At 41.0% G+C, this 23,368-nt stretch carries 24 protein-coding genes; 15 read left to right on the forward strand and 9 right to left on the reverse strand.

Annotation, left to right across the window (positions count from 1 at the left end; all coding sequences use genetic code 11):
• The first annotated feature begins 42 nt into the window (after positions 1-42).
• From JS40_RS13610 to JS40_RS13645, 7 genes are all read left to right on the forward strand, one after another.
• Positions 43-558, forward strand: coding sequence for a hypothetical protein (locus JS40_RS13610; RefSeq protein ID WP_034261425.1), 516 nt, complete (start codon positions 43-45; stop codon positions 556-558).
• A 6-nt stretch (positions 559-564) separates the two neighbouring features.
• Positions 565-1,347: a CsgE family curli-type amyloid fiber assembly protein gene (locus tag JS40_RS14925; RefSeq protein WP_051957617.1), complete on the forward strand. Its 783-nt coding sequence runs from the start codon at positions 565-567 to the stop codon at positions 1,345-1,347.
• A gap of 10 nt (positions 1,348-1,357) precedes the next feature.
• Positions 1,358-1,732, forward strand: coding sequence for a curli assembly protein CsgF (locus JS40_RS13625; protein WP_034261427.1), 375 nt, complete (start codon positions 1,358-1,360; stop codon positions 1,730-1,732).
• 22 nt (positions 1,733-1,754) lie between these two features.
• Positions 1,755-3,152, forward strand: coding sequence for a CsgG/HfaB family protein (locus JS40_RS13630; protein WP_152558190.1), 1,398 nt, complete (start codon positions 1,755-1,757; stop codon positions 3,150-3,152).
• Between the two features lie 7 nt (positions 3,153-3,159).
• Positions 3,160-4,659: a carboxypeptidase-like regulatory domain-containing protein gene (locus JS40_RS13635; RefSeq protein WP_084677514.1), complete on the forward strand. Its 1,500-nt coding sequence runs from the start codon at positions 3,160-3,162 to the stop codon at positions 4,657-4,659.
• 77 nt (positions 4,660-4,736) lie between these two features.
• Complete coding sequence (locus JS40_RS13640) at positions 4,737-5,915, forward strand: AIR synthase related protein (protein ID WP_034261432.1); 1,179 nt, start codon at positions 4,737-4,739, stop codon at positions 5,913-5,915.
• Between the two features lie 55 nt (positions 5,916-5,970).
• Positions 5,971-6,702: a hypothetical protein gene (locus JS40_RS13645; RefSeq protein ID WP_152558191.1), complete on the forward strand. Its 732-nt coding sequence runs from the start codon at positions 5,971-5,973 to the stop codon at positions 6,700-6,702.
• Here JS40_RS13645 and JS40_RS13650 read toward each other — a convergent pair.
• On the reverse strand, positions 6,671-7,186 hold the full coding sequence (locus tag JS40_RS13650; RefSeq protein ID WP_034261435.1) for a peptide-methionine (S)-S-oxide reductase: 516 nt from the start codon (positions 7,184-7,186) through the stop codon (positions 6,671-6,673). The two genes, JS40_RS13645 and JS40_RS13650, sit on opposite strands and share 32 nt — an antisense overlap.
• 116 nt (positions 7,187-7,302) lie before the next feature.
• On the opposite strand from JS40_RS13650, the gene prfA reads away from it, so the two are divergent.
• From prfA to JS40_RS13665, 3 genes are read left to right on the forward strand one after another with little or no spacing between them, the layout of a single operon-like run.
• Positions 7,303-8,379, forward strand: a complete 1,077-nt coding sequence (gene prfA / locus JS40_RS13655) for a peptide chain release factor 1 (protein ID WP_034261437.1) — start codon at positions 7,303-7,305, stop codon at positions 8,377-8,379.
• Positions 8,380-9,198: an orotidine-5'-phosphate decarboxylase gene (pyrF, locus tag JS40_RS13660; RefSeq protein WP_034261439.1), complete on the forward strand. Its 819-nt coding sequence runs from the start codon at positions 8,380-8,382 to the stop codon at positions 9,196-9,198. It abuts the gene before it with no gap.
• On the forward strand, positions 9,188-9,961 hold the full coding sequence (locus tag JS40_RS13665; protein ID WP_034261440.1) for an ABC transporter substrate-binding protein: 774 nt from the start codon (positions 9,188-9,190) through the stop codon (positions 9,959-9,961). Before pyrF ends, JS40_RS13665 begins: the two co-directional genes overlap by 11 nt.
• Here JS40_RS13665 and JS40_RS13670 read toward each other — a convergent pair whose 3' ends face one another.
• The 3 genes from JS40_RS13670 to JS40_RS13680 all read right to left on the reverse strand — a co-directional run bounded on the left by JS40_RS13670 (position 9,962) and on the right by JS40_RS13680 (position 11,938).
• Positions 9,962-10,141 carry a Lacal_2735 family protein gene (locus tag JS40_RS13670; protein ID WP_034261442.1) on the reverse strand — a complete coding sequence of 60 codons (180 nt, stop codon included), beginning with the start codon at positions 10,139-10,141 and terminating at the stop codon, positions 9,962-9,964.
• 125 nt (positions 10,142-10,266) lie between these two features.
• Positions 10,267-10,980 (reverse strand): DUF4197 domain-containing protein, encoded by a 714-nt coding sequence (locus JS40_RS13675; protein WP_034261444.1) that lies wholly within the window; start codon positions 10,978-10,980, stop codon positions 10,267-10,269.
• Between the two features lie 76 nt (positions 10,981-11,056).
• A complete protein-coding gene (locus JS40_RS13680; protein WP_152558192.1) occupies positions 11,057-11,938 on the reverse strand; it encodes a T9SS type A sorting domain-containing protein in 882 nt (293 codons plus the stop codon).
• Positions 11,939-12,102: 164 nt separating this feature from the next.
• Between JS40_RS13680 and JS40_RS13685 the strand changes: the two genes are divergently transcribed.
• On the forward strand, positions 12,103-15,534 hold the full coding sequence (locus tag JS40_RS13685) for a methylmalonyl-CoA mutase family protein (protein ID WP_034261447.1): 3,432 nt from the start codon (positions 12,103-12,105) through the stop codon (positions 15,532-15,534).
• A gap of 95 nt (positions 15,535-15,629) precedes the next feature.
• Here the strand turns inward: JS40_RS13685 and JS40_RS13690 are convergent, their stop codons facing one another.
• On the reverse strand, positions 15,630-16,025 hold the full coding sequence (locus JS40_RS13690; protein ID WP_034261449.1) for a hypothetical protein: 396 nt from the start codon (positions 16,023-16,025) through the stop codon (positions 15,630-15,632).
• A gap of 129 nt (positions 16,026-16,154) precedes the next feature.
• Between JS40_RS13690 and JS40_RS13695 the strand changes: the two genes are divergently transcribed.
• Together JS40_RS13695 and JS40_RS13700 are read left to right on the forward strand one after the other, a co-directional pair.
• Complete coding sequence (locus tag JS40_RS13695; RefSeq protein WP_034261450.1) at positions 16,155-16,598, forward strand: Lrp/AsnC family transcriptional regulator; 444 nt, start codon at positions 16,155-16,157, stop codon at positions 16,596-16,598.
• A gap of 105 nt (positions 16,599-16,703) precedes the next feature.
• A complete protein-coding gene (locus tag JS40_RS13700; RefSeq protein WP_034261452.1) occupies positions 16,704-16,916 on the forward strand; it encodes a DUF1328 domain-containing protein in 213 nt (70 codons plus the stop codon).
• Between the two features lie 3 nt (positions 16,917-16,919).
• Here JS40_RS13700 and JS40_RS13705 read toward each other — a convergent pair whose 3' ends face one another.
• Both JS40_RS13705 and JS40_RS13710 read right to left on the reverse strand, forming a co-directional pair.
• Positions 16,920-17,687 carry a DJ-1/PfpI family protein gene (locus JS40_RS13705; RefSeq protein WP_034261454.1) on the reverse strand — a complete coding sequence of 256 codons (768 nt, stop codon included), beginning with the start codon at positions 17,685-17,687 and terminating at the stop codon, positions 16,920-16,922.
• Positions 17,688-17,696: 9 nt separating this feature from the next.
• Positions 17,697-18,923, reverse strand: coding sequence for an MFS transporter (locus JS40_RS13710; protein WP_034261455.1), 1,227 nt, complete (start codon positions 18,921-18,923; stop codon positions 17,697-17,699).
• Between the two features lie 253 nt (positions 18,924-19,176).
• Between JS40_RS13710 and JS40_RS13715 the strand changes: the two genes are divergently transcribed.
• Complete coding sequence (locus tag JS40_RS13715) at positions 19,177-19,785, forward strand: DUF1684 domain-containing protein (protein ID WP_034261457.1); 609 nt, start codon at positions 19,177-19,179, stop codon at positions 19,783-19,785.
• Here the strand turns inward: JS40_RS13715 and crcB are convergent.
• Positions 19,782-20,153 carry a fluoride efflux transporter CrcB gene (gene crcB, locus JS40_RS13720; protein ID WP_034261459.1) on the reverse strand — a complete coding sequence of 124 codons (372 nt, stop codon included), beginning with the start codon at positions 20,151-20,153 and terminating at the stop codon, positions 19,782-19,784. The two genes, JS40_RS13715 and crcB, sit on opposite strands and share 4 nt — an antisense overlap.
• Positions 20,154-21,221, reverse strand: coding sequence for an SRPBCC family protein (locus JS40_RS13725; protein ID WP_034261461.1), 1,068 nt, complete (start codon positions 21,219-21,221; stop codon positions 20,154-20,156).
• Positions 21,222-21,313: 92 nt separating this feature from the next.
• Here JS40_RS13725 and JS40_RS13730 point away from each other — a divergent pair, with 92 nt between their 5' ends.
• Entirely contained in the window at positions 21,314-23,353 is a 2,040-nt protein-coding gene (locus JS40_RS13730; protein WP_034261463.1) for a dipeptidyl-peptidase 3 family protein, read from the forward strand.
• Positions 23,354-23,368 lie beyond the last annotated feature (15 nt).

Consider the following 23,368-nt stretch of genomic DNA (forward strand, 5'->3'; position numbering starts at 1 on the left):
CCCCTAAAATAACGATACGAATAACAACCTAGCATTACAACCATGAAGGCAGCAACATACATTTTATTCACCTTCTTGTTTTTTTTCGGAAGTGGTTTATTGATAGCACAAACCTATTCCACAAGTTCTTCCGCTTTAGGAGGAACAGATCTTCAAAATAGGGTGGCACAACTCGACCTTCTAACTTCTCAAATTGCCGCCAACCGAAACACCTCTGCTAACAATGCTATCTATATTCAGCAAGTAGGAAATTACAATACTTCCGTAGTTAATACTAGATCCAATTCAAGTGCTGTCAATCTCTTTCAGAGAGGAGACAATAACGAAATTTTACTAGATGTAACAGCTGCGAACATTGAAGAAAATGTACTCCAAATAGGTGTGAACAACAGCTTCATTGATGTTTCTCGAGGAAACATAGTCCATTCTGCCACCGTTATTCAAAGAGGAAGAGATCAAAATTTAATTTGGTACGGAACCAATTCTATTTCAGATAAATTGCTTATTTCAATGCAAGGTAAAAACCAAACGGTTTTTATTCGTAACATTAAAAGATAATTCGTTTTGCGTTTAATACGTCAACATATCATTTTATTATGGATTCTTGTGCTTTCTAGTTATGTGGTACAAGGCCAGATTTATAATACCGAGGTTGAGGCAAAAATCAATCTAGAATACAATTCTGAATTCATTGAAATCGTGGGTTCTGCTTTTAACAATACCCGGATAAATCAAAGTTTGCGTTATGTGCTTTCTGTCATAAAAACGAATCCGCTGAACTCCAATCGTTCTAAGAACGATCAAAGCGGACGAATTGTACTTGAACCCGGTCAAAAGAAAAATCTTTCCAGTACAACAATCAATTCTCAAGAAAAAGACAGAATAATTATCCTTTTATTAGTTTATGATGCCAAAGATGAACTGCTTGGGAAAGACAGGGTTGTTTTAAACGGTACCGCAGACGAGAAGGAAGAAGCCGCCGCGAAGATCAACTCTGAGGATAGCTACTCTCAAGATGCGCGATACGAAAAAGAAGATGGCGTCGTACTTCGAGGTCTTGTTCTAGAAGAAACAAAGACGAAACCAGGGAGGGATTTTTACAGAGAATTCTGGAGTCTTTATAACCGTAATAATATCAATGCGGAGCTCATCGTAAAAATAAAGGAAAGCCTATCGTTAGCCAATAACACGAAAATAGAGGTTTTTTTGGGAGATGAAATGATATTGGAATTTATTGTGCGACCCCAGACAGATTTTATTAAAGCTGCAGCAAGTGAAGCGTTAGATAGAGTGTACTGGCGATTGAAACAGTTGCGGGAAGAACAAAATAAAGTACAACGATTTTAAAAAGTATATCATGAGAACGATCATTCTATTACTCTTTTTAGCAGCCACCTCATATAGTTTTGGACAACAACTGGTGTATACGCCAAAGAATCCGGCATTTGGAGGAGACCCGTTTAACTATACCTGGTTGTTGAATTCGGCAAATGCACAAAACCCTTTTAGCGATGACTCGCAACTAGGAGATTTTGGAAATTTAGATGCTTTAAATGATAGTCTTAACAATCAGTTGTTGGGACAACAATTTGGTGGAGATGGTCTACCGCCTCTTGGGACTTCTACCGACGGGAATCTGGAGTACGAGGTCTACGAATCTAATGAAGGACTTGTAATAAATATTTTGGACATCACTACGGGAGAACAGACACAAATAATAATTCCAAACTAGAATCGAAAGTATGACGAAATATATGAAGTATATAGGTCTTTTTATTGTGTCACTGCTAATGGTGAGCTGCGGGGCTTATTATAACCAGCCTATAGGAAATCAGGAAGCACGAATTTCTGAATTGACCCAGCAAACAGAAAAATTGATCAATTTACCCGAGCCGGCCAGTCCAACCTATGTGGGTGTTTATAATTTTAAGGATCAAACCGGGCAGTATAAGAATATAGAAAATGGAAGTACATTTAGTACGGCTGTTACGCAAGGAGCAACGACCATCCTTATTAAGGCTTTGGAAGATTCAAAATGGTTCACTCCCATTGAACGGGAGAATTTAAGTAACCTGTTGAATGAGCGAAATATTATTAGAACAACCAGAGATGAATATCGCGCAAATCCAAATGATCCGCCACAGCGTTTAAATCCATTACTCTTTGCAGGTGTGCTGCTAGAAGGAGGGGTTATTTCTTACGATTCCAACATTTTAACCGGAGGTGTGGGTGCTCGTTACTTTGGTGTTGGAGGATCCTCACAATACAGACAGGATAGGATCACTGTCTACTTACGAGCCGTCTCTACCTCGACCGGAGAGGTGCTTAAGACAGTAAATGTCTCTAAGACGATCCTTTCACAAGCGGTAGATGTAGGTTTGTTTCGTTATGTGAATTTTCAGAAGTTATTAGAGGTCGAAACCGGATTTACCAAAAATGAACCCACACAGATGGCGGTTCAAGAAGCAATTGAAAAGGCTGTGGAAGTGCTTATCTACGAAGGGATTAAAGATGGGCTTTGGTCTACTAAAGAAGGAGAAGCAAAGGATAAGGAAGTTGTGGAACAATACATGCTTGAAAAGGAGTTGGAGGAATCAACAGCCCTTTATGAGCGTAAATATTTAAAGCATAATTTCCGTCATGCCGTCAACATAAATATGGGCTTTGCACTTATCGATGGTGATTTCACTACCGGGGTGATAGATTATAAAGCAGGTATTGGTTATAAATACCGCTTAATACCCGAACTAAGTCTTGGTGCCGATTTTCAAATATTTAGATTGAATTCTACCACTACTCAAAACCATTGGTGGATTAGTGAATCGTTCTTATTGGAATACAATATCCTTCCACACGATAAATTATCTCCCTATATTTTTGGAGGACCTGGGATCATGCTATTTGCCGATGACTCACCTACAGATTTGTTAGATAGATGGGATGCATTCTTTTTATTAAAGGCAGGTGCAGGATTGGAGTATGCCGTCTCAGATCGAGTATCAATGACATTGAGCGGAGAGTGGAATTCTAATTTTTCAGATAAGATAGACAGCGAGATAGGTGGTAGAAGAGACGATTTTCACTACACGTTCGGCTTAGGATTAAACTATCATTTCGGCTCTAAAAAAACACAATTAAAAACTAACCAATAATACAGTGATGATGAAAGGAAGTAGAACATTTTTTAAATATATAGGTGTATTCCTAATTCTTTTATTTTCTTGTAATGAGGACAGAATTGGTGAAAATGACCTTGGAACAATAAAAGGGACCGTGGTTGCTTCAGGATCCAACACCCCTCTAACGAACGTAAGGATATCTACCCAGCCAATTACAAGTACTGTATTTACAGATAGCACAGGTGCTTTCAGAATTGAGAATGTCCCGGTAGGAGAATATGCGGTTGAAGCCAGGATCGATGGTTATATTACCGATTTTGAGCCTACTGTGGTCGTGGCAAATGCCGATGTGAACGTCGTATTCGAATTGGAAGTTTCTACGGCAAATAACAGACCCCCTGCGGCACCCGAATTGATCGCTCCTACTGAAAATGAGGTTTTACAAAGTATTGAAGCAGTATTTCAATGGACCACCACAGATCCCGATGAAGATCCAATAACATTTACGCTAGAACTTCGCAACGATCAAAATGATGACGTACAGATTTTCGAGGAAATAACCGATACTACTTTTACATACTCACCACTAATTCTGGGGGCAAAGTATTTTTGGCAGGTTACGGCGAGCGATGAGATCAATGACCCGGTACTTAGTCCGGTTGGAACTTTTGAAGTTATTAGCGCTCCCATAGACAATCGCTTTTTATTTGTTAGAAAGATAGATGGTAATAACGTGATCTTCTCTGCCGATGAGTCCGGAGCAGAATTTCAATTGACTTCTCAAGAAAAGAACAGTTATCGACCAAGACGAAACGTTGCGGCCAACCGCATAGCCTTTCTACAAAATGATGGTGCTCAGGTTCATATCTACACAATGAAACGTGATGGTACCGATGTACAACGGGTAACCGGAGCAGTAAAGCCTACCGGGTTCAATTTAAACGAGATCAATTTTTCTTGGCCTCCCACCAGCGATATGATCTATTTTCCTCAATTGGATAAATTATACCGAATAAACTCCAACGGACAAGGACTAGAATTAGTCTATCAAACACCCGACGGATCGTTGATATCTGAAGTAGATGTAAGTGAGACCGATGATATTATCGCTCTCAAAACTAATAACCTACAAGGCTATGATGTTCAGATCTATACGATCGATTTTGCCGGAAATGTACTGGATACTATTCTTACCGGGATGCCGGGTGCAACAAGTGGTCTAAATATATCCGTAACCAATCAAATGGTGCTTTATTCCTATGATGTTTCCGGATTCCAAGGAGCAAACTACAGAAGACTGGACATGCGCCTATTTGTGTATGATCTTGTAACTGATATTACAACCGATATTTCACAGGACAAGCCAAGTGGCACTAACGACCTTGAGCCTATTTTCTCGCCTAACGAAGCATTCGTTATTTTTACCAACACGTCAAATGACGGTATCTCACAAAAGGATGTGTATCGCCTGGAAATTGAAAGTGCTGAAGATTCGCGAGAACTATTGTATGAAAATGCCTTTATGCCCGATTGGGAATAATATTTTTAAGAATTACTGAAAAGCTCACCTTTGTGAGCTTTTTTTTATTGCGTACTTTTGTAATCTAAATTTTTTCCATGGGTCAGGAAATTTCCAAACGTTATGCACAAAGAGGCGTCTCTGCTTCTAAGAAAGAGGTGCACAGTGCTATCAAGAATGTTGACAAAGGATTATTTCCACAAGCATTTTGTAAGATAGTACCCGATTATCTAACAGGAGATTCCCAGTATTGTTTGGTGATGCATGCAGATGGTGCCGGAACCAAATCATCTCTGGCCTATACCTATTGGAAAGAAACCGGCGATCTGTCTGTATGGAAAGGCATTGCCCAAGATGCTTTGATCATGAATGTGGATGACCTCCTTTGTGTAGGAGCTACGGATAACATACTCCTGTCCTCTACCATTGGAAGAAACAAGAACCTTATCCCGGGTGAGGTGATCTCATCGATTATTAACGGAACCGAAGCACTAATTAAAGATCTGGCAAAATTTGGTGTAGTAATACATTCCACCGGAGGCGAAACAGCAGATGTTGGAGATCTCGTTCGAACGATCATAGTTGATTCAACGGTTACTGCGCGCATGAAACGAAGTGACGTTATCGACAATGCCAATATTCAGGATGGGGATGTCATTGTAGGGCTGGCTTCATTTGGCCAGGCTACCTATGAAAAGGAATACAACGGTGGTATGGGAAGTAACGGGCTTACCTCCGCTCGCCATGATGTCTTCGGGAAAGGACTTAAAGAACGTTATCCAGAGAGCTTTGATCCTTCGGTGCCGGCGGACCTGGTGTATTCCGGAAGCAAGAACTTGACCGATAAGATCCCTGACAGCCCCTTAAATGCAGGTAAACTGGTGCTTTCGCCTACGCGAACCTATGCGCCGGTGGTAAAGAAAATCCTTTCGCAGTTTTCAAACAACGAAATTCATGGCATGGTCCATTGCAGTGGAGGAGCACAGACCAAAATACTTCATTTTGTGGAAAACCTTCATGTCATCAAAGATAACATGTTCGAGATCCCGCCTCTTTTCAAACTAATTCAGCAGGAAAGCGGCACCGATTGGAAGGAAATGTATCAGGTATTCAATATGGGGCATCGTATGGAACTGTATGTGCCGGAATCTATTGCTGAAACCATCATTGCGATCTCAGAATCGTTTAATATTCCCGCTCAAATTATTGGGCGCGTGGAATCTTCAGAAAAAAAACAGCTAACAATTAAATCCAAGTTTGGAGTGTTTACGTATTAATATGTAGGGTAATTCCTATTATTTTAACATTAAGTATTTACTAAACAGCCAAATTATGAAAACAAAACTGCCTGATGCCTGCCTTCAGCTCACACTGCTATGCATTATTTTTTTAGTGATCAATATGGCTACAGTCGCCCTATTGCCTATAGAATTAAGTCGTTTGGTTAGAGTGTCAACGACCCTTTTATTACTGCTCTTTTTATCGTATCACAGGGGACATAAGCAGTTGATCGTTTTTTTAGGAATATTGTTTTTTGCATTAAGAGACAGTTTGATCATCGATTATGAAACCGAGTTCAATAAAACCTTCGTATTTATAATTACAATTTTTGCTTACCTCTTGCTGGTGTCTGTTCCGTTGAAAAAACTACGTTTATCCAAGTCAACGCCCGTTATCATTATTTTTGTTCTCACTTTGATAGCGCTCAACGTTTTCAATGTCTATTATCTGTCAGATGTTGTTAGAAACGAGTTAGATACTCCGTTTCAGTTGGTGCTTTTCTTTGTGCAGGGTGCTGTTCTCATTGTACTTGGCTTTGTTGGTTTTATGTACAATGAACGTGTTGAGGGGAAGACACCTCTTATCTATCTCTATTTTGTATTGTGCTTTATTTTGTCGGATCTCTGCGGGTTGGCAGCTTATTTTTTCAAGTTTGAACCAGCATATTTTCCAGAACGGGCTTTCTATATTATAGGGCTAGTATTGTTGGTAAATTTCTCGCTAAATCAAAAGATAATTCAAGAGAGCCGTATCACCGAACGCAAAAGGGAATATCTCCTTTAGTTGATGTTATAAGTGACCTCTCTTTTAATTTTGCCAGTTTCGGAAGGATATAACGTTCGCAAAAGGGAGCCGTGGGGTTCTTTCTGAAATAATTCTGAAGAGATTCTCTGCTTGGAGAAAACTGTACATGCGGAAGTACTTTAGTTATAATAGGAGCTTGAAAGTACTGCTGAAGCTCTTGTAAAGCTGCTTGCGCCGAAGCTTTCTGTTCTTGTTCAAAATAGTATACGGCACTGCGGTATTTTTTTCGAAATGAATGTGAAACGGTAGCTTGATGTGTGCGCAGATGTACTTCTATTAACTGAGTAAGTGAAATAACATTAGGGTCGTAGGTTACAATAACCCCTTCCGAAAAGTCGGCATAGGCGCCCTCCGCTGCAATGTACCCTTGAAGCACTTCGTGGACCCCGGTTATGTGTTGAAAGACTGCTTCAGTGCACCAATGACATCCCCCGCCGAAGCCAATTTTTTTGTAATGCTGCATATTACTACTGTCGGTATTGTTTGATATTCATTTCAAGATTCGATAAAAATAATTAGATGAAATTATCGTAAATTTGCAGCTGTCTATCAGTAAAGGTAGCAGGCTTATAAAGAAATATGCTAGAAAAACTTCAAATAGTTAAACAACGTTTCGATGAAGTGAGTGATCTTATCATTCAGCCGGATATCATCAGCGATCAAAAACAATACATTCAGCTTAATAAAGAGTACAAAGATCTTCGTTTGCTTATGAATAAGCGCGAGGAATATATACAGCTTACAAATTCAATAAAGGAAGCCGAAGAGATCATAGCAGATGGCAGTGACCCCGAAATGGTCGACATGGCCAAACTCGAGATGGAAGAGGCCAAAGAGCGTATTCCCAAACTGGAAGAAGAGATCAAGTTTCTTTTAGTGCCTAAGGATCCTGAAGACGCTAAAAATGCAGTGATGGAGATTCGGGCAGGAACGGGTGGAGATGAGGCAAGTATATTTGCAGGAGATCTATTTAGAATGTATTCCAAATATTGTGAGAGTAAAGGCTGGCGTACCAGCGTTGTAGATTTTAGTGAAGGTACCAGTGGCGGATTCAAAGAGATCCAGTTCGAAATTGAAGGGGAAGATGTCTACGGAACGTTAAAGTTTGAAGCAGGTGTACATAGGGTACAACGGGTACCTCAAACCGAAACACAGGGACGTGTGCATACGAGTGCTGCTACCGTTATGGTATTTCCTGAAGCCGAAGAGTTTGATGTGGAAATAGATCCAAAGGAAGTGAGAGTTGATTTCTTTTGTTCTTCGGGACCCGGCGGACAATCGGTAAATACAACTTATTCGGCGGTGCGTTTAACACACATTCCAACAGGATTGGTGGCACAATGCCAAGATCAAAAATCACAGCATAAGAATAAGGAAAAGGCTTTTAAAGTGCTGCGTTCACGTCTCTACGATATGGAGTTAGCAAAGAAGCAAGCAGAAGATGCCGCGAAACGAGGGTCTATGGTGACCAGTGGTGATAGAAGTGCAAAAATTAGAACATACAACTATCCGCAAGGACGTGTCACCGATCACCGTATAAATCTTACCCTTTACGATCTGGGCAATATTATCGATGGGGACGTTCAAAGGATCATTGATGAATTGCAGTTAGTAAGTAATACCGAGAAGTTAAAAGAATCGGGAGAAGCCTTTTAAATGACTACACAGCAACTTGTTTCAGAAATACAGCGAAAAAAATCATTCCTATGCATTGGTCTGGATAGTGACATCAATAAAATTCCCAAATACCTTCTGAAAGAAGAAGATCCTATCTTCAGCTTTAATAAGGCAATTATAGATGCGACCCATCATTTGGCGGTTGCATATAAACCTAATACTGCATTTTATGAAGCCTCCGGACTGGCCGGTTGGAGATCGCTTCAGAAGACCATTGAATATCTCAATGCACACCATCCGGAAGTTTTTACCATTGCCGATGCGAAACGCGGCGATATAGGGAATACTTCCTCCATGTATGCGAAAGCATTCTTTGAAAACCTCGGCTTCGATTCGGTTACCGTTGCACCGTATATGGGAAAGGATTCTGTGGAACCATTTTTGGAATTCAACGATAAGCACACCATACTATTAGCACTTACATCCAACCCGGGAGCTTTCGATTTTCAAACGAAATTAATAGACGATCTAGAATTGTACAAGAGTGTTTTGGAAACATCGAAGAGGTGGAAGAATGCTCAAAATTTAATGTACGTAGTAGGTGCTACCAAAGCAAGTTTCTTGGCCGATATTCGTGAAATTATTCCTAGCAGTTTTCTACTTGTGCCCGGCGTAGGAGCGCAAGGAGGAAGTCTTAAGGAAGTGTGTAAATACGGATTAAACGATACGGTTGGTTTGCTAATTAATGCTTCAAGAAGCATTATTTATGCTTCAGAAGGGGATGATTTTGCATCGGCTGCTGCCTCTCAAGCCGCAGAATTGCAATTTGAAATGGAACAGATCCTCAATGCTCGTTAAGGATCAACTCCATAGAGAACTGGTTTTTAAAAAAACACCACAGCGAATCGTTTCACTTGTTCCTTCTCAAACGGAATTGCTTGTAGACCTTCAGCTTAAAGAACAGCTTGTTGGAATCACCAAATTTTGTGTGCACCCCGGAACACTTCGAAACGAAATAGAGGTAGTAGGAGGTACTAAACAAGTACACATCGATAAGATTCGATCCCTTGCTCCCGATGTTATCATTTGTAATAAGGAAGAAAACACAGAAGCCATGGTCAATGATTTAACTGATGTTGCTCCTGTGTGGGTAAGTGATATTGTGACCCTGGAAGATTCTTATGGAATGATAGACGCATTGGGTTCGTTATTTGATCGCACCGAAAGAGCTTCAGCGATAATTCGAAAGATTAAAGAGGAAGCATATCAATTTTCAAAACAACTTCAGCAGAAGGAGTTTAAAAAGGTCGCTTACCTTATTTGGAAAGATCCGTATATGGTAGCGGGAGGAAAGACGTTTATTAACTCATTGCTCCGGCTCAATAAATTTCAGAATATATTTACAGAAGCACATTCAAGATATCCTGTGATCTCGCTGGAAGAGATGCAAGGTGCCGACTTGATTTTGCTTTCCTCAGAACCTTTTCCATTTAAAGAAAATGATGTTTTAGCTCTAAAAAAAGCACTTCAAAAAGAAGTGCTATTGGTGGATGGAGAATACTTTAGTTGGTACGGCTCACGTTTGGAAAAGGCTTTTCAATACTTTAAAAAGCTTCACTAATTATTTATCGCCGTACTTTAAGGTGATGTATTGTATCTCTTCAAAGATCCTGTCGGCTTCTTGATGCAGCCGTTCACTTTGAGCTTTATCATTTAGCGCGCTGCGGAATGACCTTTTCATTAGCGAGCGATATTTTTCTTTAAGTTTTTCTAATCTTGTTTTTTTTCTGAACAAATTCATCTTTCCTTCTACATTTACAGTGCAAAATTAATAGACTCAATAGAAAAGATGTATTAATGATAGGTTAATACTATCCTAATAAGATACTGCTAGATTCTAATTGCGTTAAAACGTTAACGTTTCTGTTAATCCTGAAGCGCGAAAACCTGTTTTAATAGCGGTGTCGTACGTGCACTAATCTTCGTGCGGATGTTCTTTTCTTCTATACTTATCATTTTATAGACACCATCCAGGGCCTGATTTGTAACATAATCTGTAAGGTCCGGGTTGACTTGATTTACGAAAGGAATACTATTATAACGTGTGATGATCGACGTCCAGATGTCATCAGCGCCTACTTTTGAAAAAGAGTTCTTGATCACAGGGTTGAATTTAGAATATAATGCCTGATTTGTTTTACCTTCTAGATAGGAAGTGGCGGCGTTATCCGGACCGAGTAATATATTTTTAGCATCATTGAATGTGATGTCCCGTACAGCAGAAACAAAAATAGGTGTAGCTTCTTTTACCGCATCCTCGGCGGCGCGGTTTAGCAACAATAGACCTTGATCGGCCAGATCGTTTAGTCCCAGGTCTCGCAATGCCCGGTCCACCTTCTGTAATTCTTGAGGAAGGAGTATTTTTACGAGCTGATTTTTATAAAAACCGTCCTTTTGTGTCAATTTGCTCACTTGCTTATCGATACCGAAATCCAAAGCCTGTCGCAAGCCATTGGCGATCAAAGTCGGGTCGGTGCCAATTCCTCCGCCCGGTAATGTGTTAACTACATTTTGCAGCTCGGCACAGGCACTGAGAATAAACAAGGAAAGTACAAGAAGGGATTTCTTAAAGATTGACATATGATGATTTATTTAAAGATAAAAAAAAGACCCTTCTAAATGAAGGGTCTTTCAGTAATACTTATTACGTATTTAATTACTTGATAACTTTGATCGTCTTAGAAGCACCATCAATAGTAACTTGTACTAGATACGCTCCAGAAGATAAGTTGCTCATGTTGATTTTTGGAGAAACAGAACCTGGGCGAACCTCAAGAACTTTCTTTCCTAATACATCAAACACAACTACAGTATCAACAGCAGCTTTAGAGCTGATGTTCAATACATCTTTAACCGGGTTTGGATATACACTGAATACATCAGCAGAGAAATCGTCAACACCAAGAACACCTTGTACAAGTCTTACATCATCAACGAAGTAAGTGTTTGTTTCAGAGTCTGAGAAAAAGTCAACACCACCGAAGAAATCAGCACCTGTGTAACCAACTACACCACCACTAGCACCGTCGATAACCAACTCATAAGTTTCAGCATCAACATCAACTTCAGCTCTCATGGTAAACCAAGTATCTTCTGGGTATGTAAGTGCAGCACTACCACCATCATCAGCTAAAGTTCCAGCAACTAATGTAATGTTACCAGACAAGAACTGTAGGTTGTCATTCGCACTAGGAGATACATTTCCTTGAAGGTTGAAATACCCTGTACTTCCAGAAGGAACATACATTCTCCAGAATACTGTCCAAACACCAGACGTTGCAACACCACCAAAATCAAGTACTGCATCTTGAGGACCTAAAGAAGCTGGTCCAATAAAGATTGACTGTGATCCGTCGAACGCTTGAGCGTCACTAACAATAGCATTTTGATTGTTGGTATTTGTTCCATCCCAAGTAGTCCATCTTGGAGTGAATAAAGCGCCAAGGTTGTACGTTTCGATATCATCTACAAACTGAGCGTTTGCAGGTGCCATAGAAAATACAAAGGCTACGATTGCAAAAAAGTAAATTTTTTTCATAATGTTTATTATTTTGTTGTTTAATATTGAAGTGCCAATATACAAAATATTTTATTAGGAAAACAAATATTTACATTTTTTTAGGATTGTATTTTATATTGTTAGACGGTAATTTCACTGTGTTTTTCGTAAATTTGTAAGCTCATTCTTAGCGATAAATATCTATGCAACAATCAACTCCTTATATTCCAAAAAATAAAGTTCGAATCGTAACAGCTGCATCCTTATTTGATGGGCACGATGCTGCCATCAACATCATGCGCCGAATTATACAATCCACAGGTGTGGAAGTGATTCATTTAGGGCATGACAGAAGCGTAGAAGAGGTCGTCAATACGGCCATTCAGGAAGATGCGAATGCTATAGCCATGACGTCTTACCAAGGTGGACACAACGAGTATTTTAAGTATATGTACGATTTGCTAAAGGAAAAGGGAGCCGATCATATCAAAATCTTTGGAGGGGGCGGCGGTGTGATTCTGCCTTCAGAAATAAAGGAACTTATGGAATACGGTATCACACGTATCTATTCACCGGACGACGGTCGTGAAATGGGATTACAGGGCATGATCAATGATCTCGTGAAAACTGCCGATTTCCCTATTGGTGATCGACTTAACGGCGAGGTAGATAAACTAAGTAAAAAGGAACCGGGCGCTATTGCCCGCGTGATCTCTGCTGCAGAAAACTTTCCGGAAGTTGCGAAAGACTCACTTCAAAAGATTCACAAAAAGAATGAAAAGATTACCACGCCTGTGCTGGGGATCACGGGAACCGGGGGTGCCGGAAAATCTTCCTTGGTGGATGAACTGGTAAGAAGATTTCTTATCGATTTTCCTGAAAAAACCATCGGGTTGATCTCTGTGGACCCATCAAAACGAAAGACGGGGGGTGCCTTGCTGGGCGATAGAATTCGTATGAATGCCATCAATTCACCCAGAGTTTACATGCGCAGTCTTGCGACGCGCCAAAGTAACCTGGCTCTGTCAAAATATGTTTCCGAAGCCATTGAGGTACTAAAAGCTGCAGAATATGATCTAATCATACTTGAAACCTCCGGAATTGGACAAAGTGATACCGAAATCCTTGATCATAGCGACCTGTCCTTATATGTAATGACACCCGAATTTGGCGCAGCAACACAACTGGAAAAAATAGATATGCTCGACTTTGCCGATCTGGTTGCTATTAATAAATTCGACAAACGCGGTTCTCTTGACGCTCTTAGGGATGTAAAGAAACAATACGTTAGAAACCACCAATTATGGGAAACTCCCGAACATGATTTGCCGGTGTTCGGAACCATCGCTTCACAGTTCAACGACCCCGGGATGAATAAACTTTACAAGGCAATTATGGATGCCATTGTAGAAAAGACCAAAGCTGATCTCAATAGTAACTATGAAATTAGCGATGAGATGTCCGAAAAGATCTTTGTGATCCCTCCCGCCAGAACACGCTATCTTTCTGAAATATCCGAAAATAACAGAAGCTACGATAAGAAAGTGGCAGAGCAGACCGAAGTAGCACAAAGATTATACGGGATTTATAAAACTTTAGAATCTGCTACGAACAATATCATTAAATTATCAAAACACGGTTTGGACGAGGATGGTTTTCAAGAGGTCAAAACCGATAAAAATGAAGATTTCATTAAATTATTGAGGTCAGAATTCGACCGTGTCAAGATGGACCTGGATCCGTATAATTGGGAAATTATTACAGCTTGGGATGAAAAGGTGAACCGATACAAATCACCCGTTTATACTTTCAAGGTGCGCGGCAAAGAGATCAATATCAATACGCATACGCAATCGCTCTCACATAGCCAGATCCCAAAAGTTGCATTACCAAAGTATCAGGCTTGGGGAGACATCCTGCGTTGGACATTACAAGAAAATGTTCCGGGCGAATTCCCTTATACAGCGGGATTGTACCCCTTCAAAAGAACCGGTGAAGACCCTGCCCGTATGTTTGCCGGTGAGGGAGGTCCTGAACGAACCAATCGCAGATTCCATTATGTGAGTGCCGGTATGCCTGCCAAACGATTGTCCACTGCTTTCGATAGTGTCACCCTATACGGGAACGACCCGGACCTGCGACCGGATATCTATGGGAAAATAGGGAATGCAGGGGTTTCTATTTGTTGTTTGGACGATGCGAAGAAATTATATTCCGGTTTTGATCTTAGTCACGCCATGACCTCGGTAAGTATGACCATCAATGGTCCTGCGCCTATGTTACTTGGCTTTTTCATGAATGCTGCTATCGATCAAAACTGTGAGAAGTATATTACAGAACATTCCATGGAAAAGGATGTCGAGGCCAAGATTAAGAAGATCTATTCTGAAAAAGGCATAGATCGTCCTACATATCAGGGCGAACTTCCCGAAAGTAATAACCGTCTGGGATTGATGCTGTTGGGTGTTACGGGAGATCAAGTATTGCCTGAAGAAGTGTATAATAAGATCAAAACTGAAACATTGCAACAGGTACGGGGAACCGTCCAGGCAGATATCCTTAAGGAGGATCAGGCGCAGAATACATGTATCTTTTCTACTGAATTTGCTTTACGATTAATGGGTGATGTGCAAGAATATTTTATTGAAAAGAAAGTAAGAAATTTCTATTCGGTCTCTATTAGCGGTTATCATATCGCCGAAGCAGGTGCAAATCCAATCACGCAATTGGCGTTTACCCTAGCTAACGGATTTACTTACGTAGAATATTATCTATCACGTGGGATGGATATCAATGAGTTTGGGCCTAATTTATCTTTCTTTTTCAGTAACGGGGTCGATCCCGAATATGCTGTGATAGGTAGAGTAGCGCGCAAAATATGGGCTAAGGCATTGCGAGACAAATACGGAGCAAACCCTAGAGCGCAAATGTTGAAATATCACATTCAAACTTCCGGACGCTCCTTACATGCGCAGGAGATCGACTTCAACGATATTCGAACGACCTTGCAGGCTTTATATGCCATTTACGATAATTGCAACTCTCTGCATACAAATGCATATGATGAAGCAATCACGACCCCTACCGAAGAAAGTGTAAGACGAGCCATGGCCATCCAGCTTATCATTAATAAGGAACTTGGTTTGGCGAAGAACGAAAACCCAATACAGGGATCTTTCATTATCGAAGAACTTACAGATCTTGTCGAAGAGGCCGTGCTTCAGGAATTTGATCGTATTACTGAAAGAGGAGGGGTACTGGGTGCCATGGAAACAATGTACCAACGCAGCAAGATCCAGGAAGAAAGTCTCTATTATGAAACCTTAAAGCACAATGGAGAGTTTCCTATTATTGGAGTCAATACTTTTTTAAGTAGCAAAGGCTCACCAACGGTCTTGCCTGTGGAAGTGATACGTGCGACAGAGGAAGAGAAACAAGCACAGATCAAAACACTTCAAAATCTGCACAAGATGTATGAAGATAGAGCCCATGAATCCATTGAGAGGATCCAACATGCTGCGATCAACAACGAAAATATGTTCGAGCAGCTTATGGAAGCGACCAAGGTGTGTTCACTAGGGCAGATCACTTCTGCACTTTTTGAAGTGGGCGGACAATATCGTCGAAATATGTAAGCAGAGAAAATTTTACAGAAAGAGGTTGTAATGATTTGGACGCATCAAAATGATTCCAATCATACTGGTGTTAAATGATAAGACTAAGAAACACCTTATAGCGTCATCATCCAGGTACGTTGCAGCTTTCTGAATTTTTTCAGCTCGTTACGAAGAATGGGTAAAAATTCCTTTCCATTGCTGTTGGCTCCTTCCAGACGTTCACAATTCTTATACAAGGCATTGGCCAATCGATTCACCGAAGCAGCATACTTGTATTTTTCTTCAGAAAAGGCCTGCTGTTCCGCTTTTAAAATTTCCGGTGCCAGAGAGACCGATTGTTGAACGATATCTCCTGTAAAATAGATGTGCGGATCCTCTTCCCCATGAGGCCCAATAGCCGATAAGTCCTGTACCAGATAATTGGAAATGTGCCGCGAAAGCATAAGAATTTCCATAGCCTTCTTATAGATAGGCGATTGCGGCAGACCATGTGGAATATGTGGTATCATTGTATGTATGTGTGGGGTTTCACAAAACACCCAAATTTAAGCACAAATCAACACATTCTTCTTTAAAAAATAAAGTAATAATGTATATTAGCTTTAAATATTAATTTTTTTAAGCTCTTTTTTGTAAAAATGAAAATCGACACATTAAACTGGAAAATTTTAAAATGCTTACAAACCAATGCACGCCAGTCTAACGCAGACATTGGACGACAAGTCGGGATAAGTTCTCCTGCGGTAAGCGAGCGTATACGAAAAATGGAAGATGCGGGAATCATACATAGTTATAAGACCGTAGTTTCACCATTTGAAACGGGGTACCAATTAAAAGCTATCATAACATTACGTGCTTTTATGGGAAAACTAAAGCCCTTTTTGGAGAAAGTAAAGACCTATGATGAGGTACTTAATTGTTATCGCATTACCGGCAATGAGAACATCGTGATGGAAGTGGTGCTCAAGAACCAGAAGCACCTAGAGTCGTTTATCGATCAACTTATTAGTTACGGAGAAACGAAAACCCAGATCGTGCTGTCGCATGTGGTTGCCAATAATGCTATTCGGCCTGTCCAATGATTGCGTTAAGGAATTCTTAGGGTGTGTTAAACTAAAGTCAATTAAGGGTTCTTTAATAGAGTGGACTCAACAAGAGATGTAATTTAGAAGAAAAATATAACCGCCATGAAAAATTACACCTCACATTTTCTTATCATAACACTTATAAGCGGAGCACTCGGTTTTACAGGTTTAGAATACCCGGGAGCTACCTTCGTACGATTTATTTGTCTGGTTGCAGCCGTTGGACTTATGATCTCTTGTCTTGACGCTGTGCTGGTGTCCAGAAAAATCAAACGCATTAAATTAAAAGAACAACGCGAAGACGTACGTAAATAGATTTTATTGGTTTATAATGAGATGTGGAACCTTCTCAAGGTTCCAGTCGATTACAAGCCCGTCTGCCAAAGAGCGGGCTATTTCTTTGCCGTACAAATATTCACATAGGTACAATGCGGCTTCAAAGCTTTTTGCCCCACCGGCCGATGTGATGTACTTTCCATCGTGAACAAACAGTACATCCTCACGAATATCCAGCTCGGGGAACATGTTGCGCATGGTGCCGATATCGCTGGGAAAGGTAGTTGCAACTACGTGGTCCAAGAGACCGGCTTTTGCGAGAACAAAGGCGCCGTCGCAATGGGAAGTGACAAAACGAGCCTGCTTAGCAGCCATCTGCACAAAAGCGATCATCACCTTATCTTCAAGATCACTATCCAAATGATGTTCGGCACTGGGAACTACCAGAATATCAATTTTCGGGAGGCTGTCTTTTACGTAATTAAAATCGGGAAGAATGCGAAGTCCTTCAAAAGTGGTGATAGGGCCCCTTGTGTTCGCCACTGTAAAAACATTCATAGGTTTGATGTTCTCGCGGAAAACAGTATGTTGGAAAATATCATACGGCGCCGTAAGCTCAGTATTGTAAACGCCGTCCATGATCAAAAAAGCCACATTATATCTTCCGGAAGGTAGCTTCGGAAGGGCTTCTTGGTTCACTTCTGAAGGATTCGATCCAACATCTTTCTTTGTCCTTTCTGAAGCAGTTTCTCCACAGGAAACCATTCCGAAGCAAAGCAAAAGCAACAAAAACCTACGTATCTTCTCCATACCTTTCAATTAAGCAGAAACAAAAGTAGTCGATTTTTTTAGCAATTGCGCCAGCCACAGTGTTAGCATCGAAATGATCATCAGGAAGGCAAAAATATAATACCATGTGGCATCGAAGCCCAAACTATCCACCATGTTCATACCACTGTTGTGACCAATAATATGAGAAATAGAAAAACTCATACTATAGAGCCCCATATAACTTCCTTTTCTTCCTTTGGGCGCCATCTCTAAGGCCAGTGCATTCGAAAAGGGAGAGCCTATCATTTCGCCAAGCGTCATAAGTAACATAGCTATCACCAGGATACCGCTCCAGGAGGTCAGGTTAAGTACAATGAAGCTCAGTGCCAAAAAGAAGATACCCCAAAACGTTGCCATGGTTTTAGAGAGTTTTCTTCGCTCCAACCACGAAATAAGTGGCATTTCGAAGATCACGATCACCGCGCCATTGAGAAAGAACAGCCATCCAATAAGGTCTTCGGTTAGAAAATGTGCTTTTTCATAATAGATAGGCATCACACTAAAGTATTGTACAAAAGTAATACTGTTCGCTACCATGATAATAAAGAACAGCATAAAGAGTCCGTTGCGATAGGGAGCAACTCCTTCTTTGTGTTTTATAACTGGTTCGGTATCGGTTATTATCGGTTTTTTTGGTTTTAGCCATACAAATAAACCTATTCCAGCGATCACACACGTAATTCCGTCGATCCAAAAAAGCGAGGAATAATTAATATTTGCGATAATGATCCCGCCAATGAGAGGCCCAATGGAAAACCCAAGATTGATGGCCAAACGAATAAGGGTAATGCTGCGTGTCACATTGCCCGGCTTGCTGTAGGTGTCTGCCGCAACGAATATAGCAGGTCGATACGCATCAGCAAGTAGGATGAGTACGAAAATACCCATACAAAATCCGTAGAATGTTTCTATAAACTGAAGGAACACAAAGCCAATACCGCCCAGCAGCAAACTAAGGACGATCACTTTATAAAAGCCAATGGCATCCGTCAATTTTCCACCTATCCATGTGCCGGTAAGGGAACCAAGACCAAAACTGGTCATGATCCAGCCAACCTGCGGTAGGGTAAACCCTTTAGAGTTTACCAAGTACAAGGACAAAAAGGGAATAACCATCGCACCTGCGCGATTAATGAATGTCACCAGAGACAGTAGCCATATTTCTTTCGAGAGTCCTCGAAAGTTACTTAGATAATTTGTGTATAGTTTTTTCATGGGTTGGTTGGTGGTGGTATAAATCTAAAACGTCCCGCTCAAAGGCGGGACGTTTTTATATTGAATAAATTTATTTCGCTATAATAACTACATACATCGCCTGGGTTTCGGTTGTGAAACGACACAAGTTTGTGAAATGACGTATGTTCTGGTTTTCATTTTTTCTATTCGAATAGAACAAATGTAGTAAAAAAATGAATTGATTTCCCCCGGGTCATTATCTTTCCTTTTATATTTACTGAAACGTATCGATATGTATCTACGCATTCTTTTAGTCCTCTGTTGCTTCGGAAGCAGTCTCCTGGCACAGAACGATGCTGCTATAATTAGTGAAATAGAAAACTACAGAAATTCAGAGAATGAGCGTTTCAGTAATCCTGAAACAACCATTCTGGAACCCAAGGACCTGAAACTTTTTGACAGCCTGGACTTCTATCCAATAAATCTTAAATACCGTGTGACAGCTCGTTTTGTACGTACCCCGGACGAGGTGCCTTTCCTAATGCGTACAACCACTTCCAGACTCCCTGAGTATGTAAAATACGGCGAGGCGCACTTTCAATTAGAAGGGAAGGAGCTGGTATTATCACTCTACCAAAATACTGGTAGTAAGAACGAAGAAGGGGATGAGGATTACCTGTTTCTGCCGTTGACCGATCTAACCAGCGGTGACGGCTCCTACGGAGGCGGACGTTTTCTCGATGCGCATATTCCGAAAGGCGATACCATCGTGCTGGATTTCAATAAACTCTACAATCCGTATTGTGCTTACAACAAGCTTTATTCCTGTCCTATTCCGCCACAGGAGAACGATCTACAGGTTCGGATAGAGGCGGGTATAAAGGATGTAAAACATCTTTAAAACAACCTTACAACCCATATTCCGAAGAAAACAGCGGCAATACCAATAATCAAGCTACCCAGTGTATATCCGGCGAAACTCATGAGATCACCCGATTTCAGGAATATTTGATTCTCGTATGCGAAAGCAGAAAAGGTCGTGAAACCACCGCAAAAACCGGTAGCTAAGAAAAGAACAGTATTTTGTGACAGCGTATTGCTCTTTAAGGCGAAGCCTAAAATGATTCCTATTAGCACGCTGCCAATCATATTGACGGCAAAAGTTGCCATTGGAAATCCATTTCTTTCCGAAGCAAGCAATGTTCCAATCCAATATCGAAGTGAGCTGCCCAAGCCACCTCCAAGAAATACCAAGAGCAGATGTTTCATTTATTCGTTTTCGGCCACAACGGGATTTACAATAGGAATATAGACCTCTGTCACCCAATTGGCAGGGTTTGGAACTTCCCCGGGATCTGTTCTATAGACCTCAAACATCTTTGCGGTGGGGTGGGGCTGTAGATTATTTTCTGCCATATATGCCATTGCCTTTTCGTAGGTTTTGCCAAGGTGGTCGTATTTGCCTTTAAGCGTGGTTTTTAAAGTGGTCAAGGGCTCCATATATCCGCACAGTACAGGGCTTCCGTCTGGAGTTATCACTTGTTCTTTAACCGGGATTCCGGCCGAAAAGATCACGGTGCCTGTGACATCATCAATAGTATTGTAAATAGTAAAAGGTTGTCCCGCCATGGCAAGATTATTTTCCTCCATATACCCCATGACCTGCCCCAGCAACGGCCCCATCTTATCACCTATTTCCGATTGCTTTGCTGCGGTGGTGTTGTACATGTAGTAACCGCCGCCGTATTGTGTGACTCCATCTACATTAATGCTATAAGTTTCCATGCTTTCTTTTACTACGGCGGAAAGGTCGTTCAAGCCATTCTGAAACATAGTTTTTATAGCAGCATCCATATCTCCATCTTGAAAGGCCATATATACCTTTTCCAAAAAGGATTGTTCCCCGCGCATCCCCCATGTAACTTTGGTTTGCCCCGGCGTTTCTGTTTCTTCAAATCGCCAGTAGACATCGCTTTTGCTGTCACCAATAGGGGTATTGAAGGTAATGGTTTGGTCGATCTCCTTATTGGGGATGACCTTAATGGTTTTCATGGCACCGTCGCCCACCTCCATGTGGTCACTGCTCCATGAGTAGGAAGCACCTTCTCCTTCGGTCTTTTCGGCATAATTGATCACAATGGACGAGTCAATTTTCATCCAAGGACCCCATTCTTCCCAATTTCTATAATCTTTCACATTATTGTATACCACTTCGGCAGGGGCATCGATCACTTTCGTTTCAGCAACATCGAAACTTCCATCTTTGGTGCCAAAATAGATCGCACCGCCTATAAGTACGATTAGGAGAAGGAAAAGGAGGTACTTTATTATTTTCATTGGGTTGGGTGTTGTTGGTTATTTGTGCTAAGATAATCAATTTTAACGTTTAATATTTTGCTACATTTGCTGAAAACCAATAAAACTTTCAAATGAAGAATACTTTTTTTATAGCTATGGCTATGAGTGGGTTATTGTTTTTTTCTTGTGCAGATGATAAGAACAAGAAAGAACCCCAAGAAGTTGCTAAGGTCGAAACGACCGATTTCGACTATAATGTAGATCAGTTTGCAGATCTTCGAATTCTACGCTACCAGGTTCCCGGCTGGGATCAGTTGTCGCTTAAAGAACAGAAATTAGTGTATTATTTGGTACAGGCCGGTCTGGAAGGTCGTGATATCATGTGGGACCAAAATTATCGTCATAATCTTGCGATACGGAATGCCCTCGAAAAAATATATACCACCTATGAAGGTGATAAGACTACTGATGACTGGAAGAATTTTGAGATCTATTTGAAAAGAGTATGGTTCTCGAACGGTATCCATCATCATTATTCAAATGATAAGTTGAAGCCGGACTTTTCGGCAGACTACCTACGTACTTTATTAACTGAAACCAGCACGACCCTGGAAGGTGAAGCTTTTGACGTGATCTTTAACGATAAGGATTCCAAAAAGGTGAATCAGGCCAAAGGTGTTGATAATGTAGCACTTTCCGCAGTGAATTTTTACGGCCCTAATGTGACCAATGAAGACGTGTTTTCTTTCTACAGTAAAAAGAAATCTCCCAATCCTGACAAACCATTATCCTTTGGGTTGAATTCTCAACTGGTTAAAGAGAACGGACAACTTAAAGAACGTGTATACAAATCGGGCGGGCTTTACGGCCCAGCCATTGACCGTATCGTTGAATGGCTTGAAAAGGCCCAAGGCGTTGCAGAGAACAAAGCACAAGGCGATGCTATTGGATTGTTGATAGAATATTACAAGACAGGGGACCTTCAAACATGGGATGACTACAACGTGGCATGGACTGCTGCTACCGAAGGAAACATCGATTATATCAATAGTTTTATTGAAGTCTATAACGATCCGTTGGGCTATCGCGGTTCCTATGAGAATATTGTTCAGATCAAGGATTTCGACATGTCACAGAAGATGGCGGTCCTTTCTGAAAATGCACAATGGTTTGAGGACAACGCACCTTTAATGGAAGAACATAAGAAGAAGAATGTGGTAGGCGTAACCTATAAGGTGGTGAATGTGGCCGGAGAAGCAGGTGACGCCTCACCAAGTACACCTATTGGCGTGAACTTGCCTAATGCTAACTGGATTCGTGCTGCTGTAGGAAGTAAGTCCGTTTCTTTAGGAAACATCATTGAAGCCTATAACAACGCCGGAAGCTCGGGCCGTCTGGAGGAATTTGTACATGACGAAGAAGAACTGGCTTTGGAAAAAGAGTACGGTCAAATTGGAGATAAGTTACACACGGCTTTGCACGAAGTGATCGGTCATGCCTCAGGGCAATTGAATCCTGGTGTAGGTGAGACCAAAGAGACCCTTAAGAATTATGCTTCAACTTTAGAAGAAGGACGTGCCGATCTTGTAGGACTTTACTATCTGTACAACCCTAAATTACAAGAATTAGGATTGGTAGACGACTGGAAAAAAGTTGGGATGGCCGCTTACGATGGGTATATCCGCAATGGCTTGATGACCCAGTTGATACGTTTGAACCTAGGAGATGATGTTGAAGAAGCACACATGCGAAACCGCCAGTGGGTTTCGGCCTGGGTCTATGAAAAAGGAAAAGCCGATAATGTGATCGAAAAGGTGACCCGGGATGGTAAAACGTATTATAACATTAATGATTATGATAAGTTGCATGAACTATTCGGACAGTTATTGCGGGAAACGCAACGTATTAAGTCTGAAGGAGATTATGCTGCCGTTGAAGCACTTGTAGAAGACTACGGTGTTAAAGTGGACCAGACCTTACATGCAGAGATATTAGAACGAAACAAGAAATTCACATCGGCCCCTTACAGCGGATTCGTAAATCCTGTGATCGTCCCAAAGATGAATGATGCCGGAGAGATCGAGAGCTTTGTCATCGAGCAACCTGCTTCTTTTGAAGAGCAGATGTTGATGTACGCGAAGGAATATAGCAACCTTCCTGCGAAGAATTAACTAAGCAAAATAGTT

Source organism: Altibacter lentus (assembly GCF_000746845.1).
GTDB lineage: Bacteria > Bacteroidota > Bacteroidia > Flavobacteriales > Flavobacteriaceae > Altibacter > Altibacter lentus.

What these genes read in the sequence shown, in the direction of transcription:
- JS40_RS13610 (WP_034261425.1), top strand. Translation starts at nt 43, where the DNA reads ATGAAGGCAGCAACATACATTTTATTCACCTTCTTGTTTTTTTTCGGA.
- JS40_RS13625 (WP_034261427.1), top strand. Translation starts at nt 1,358, where the DNA reads ATGAGAACGATCATTCTATTACTCTTTTTAGCAGCCACCTCATATAGT.
- JS40_RS13630 (WP_152558190.1), top strand. Translation starts at nt 1,755, where the DNA reads ATGAAGTATATAGGTCTTTTTATTGTGTCACTGCTAATGGTGAGCTGC.
- JS40_RS13635 (WP_084677514.1), top strand. Translation starts at nt 3,160, where the DNA reads ATGATGAAAGGAAGTAGAACATTTTTTAAATATATAGGTGTATTCCTA.
- JS40_RS13640 (WP_034261432.1), top strand. Translation starts at nt 4,737, where the DNA reads ATGGGTCAGGAAATTTCCAAACGTTATGCACAAAGAGGCGTCTCTGCT.
- JS40_RS13645 (WP_152558191.1), top strand. Translation starts at nt 5,971, where the DNA reads ATGAAAACAAAACTGCCTGATGCCTGCCTTCAGCTCACACTGCTATGC.
- JS40_RS13650 (WP_034261435.1), bottom strand. Translation starts at nt 7,186, where the DNA reads ATGCAGCATTACAAAAAAATTGGCTTCGGCGGGGGATGTCATTGGTGC.
- prfA (WP_034261437.1), top strand. Translation starts at nt 7,303, where the DNA reads ATGCTAGAAAAACTTCAAATAGTTAAACAACGTTTCGATGAAGTGAGT.
- pyrF (WP_034261439.1), top strand. Translation starts at nt 8,380, where the DNA reads ATGACTACACAGCAACTTGTTTCAGAAATACAGCGAAAAAAATCATTC.
- JS40_RS13665 (WP_034261440.1), top strand. Translation starts at nt 9,188, where the DNA reads ATGCTCGTTAAGGATCAACTCCATAGAGAACTGGTTTTTAAAAAAACA.
- JS40_RS13670 (WP_034261442.1), bottom strand. Translation starts at nt 10,141, where the DNA reads ATGAATTTGTTCAGAAAAAAAACAAGATTAGAAAAACTTAAAGAAAAA.
- JS40_RS13675 (WP_034261444.1), bottom strand. Translation starts at nt 10,980, where the DNA reads ATGTCAATCTTTAAGAAATCCCTTCTTGTACTTTCCTTGTTTATTCTC.
- JS40_RS13680 (WP_152558192.1), bottom strand. Translation starts at nt 11,938, where the DNA reads ATGAAAAAAATTTACTTTTTTGCAATCGTAGCCTTTGTATTTTCTATG.
- JS40_RS13685 (WP_034261447.1), top strand. Translation starts at nt 12,103, where the DNA reads ATGCAACAATCAACTCCTTATATTCCAAAAAATAAAGTTCGAATCGTA.
- JS40_RS13690 (WP_034261449.1), bottom strand. Translation starts at nt 16,025, where the DNA reads ATGATACCACATATTCCACATGGTCTGCCGCAATCGCCTATCTATAAG.
- JS40_RS13695 (WP_034261450.1), top strand. Translation starts at nt 16,155, where the DNA reads ATGAAAATCGACACATTAAACTGGAAAATTTTAAAATGCTTACAAACC.
- JS40_RS13700 (WP_034261452.1), top strand. Translation starts at nt 16,704, where the DNA reads ATGAAAAATTACACCTCACATTTTCTTATCATAACACTTATAAGCGGA.
- JS40_RS13705 (WP_034261454.1), bottom strand. Translation starts at nt 17,687, where the DNA reads ATGGAGAAGATACGTAGGTTTTTGTTGCTTTTGCTTTGCTTCGGAATG.
- JS40_RS13710 (WP_034261455.1), bottom strand. Translation starts at nt 18,923, where the DNA reads ATGAAAAAACTATACACAAATTATCTAAGTAACTTTCGAGGACTCTCG.
- JS40_RS13715 (WP_034261457.1), top strand. Translation starts at nt 19,177, where the DNA reads ATGTATCTACGCATTCTTTTAGTCCTCTGTTGCTTCGGAAGCAGTCTC.
- crcB (WP_034261459.1), bottom strand. Translation starts at nt 20,153, where the DNA reads ATGAAACATCTGCTCTTGGTATTTCTTGGAGGTGGCTTGGGCAGCTCA.
- JS40_RS13725 (WP_034261461.1), bottom strand. Translation starts at nt 21,221, where the DNA reads ATGAAAATAATAAAGTACCTCCTTTTCCTTCTCCTAATCGTACTTATA.
- JS40_RS13730 (WP_034261463.1), top strand. Translation starts at nt 21,314, where the DNA reads ATGAAGAATACTTTTTTTATAGCTATGGCTATGAGTGGGTTATTGTTT.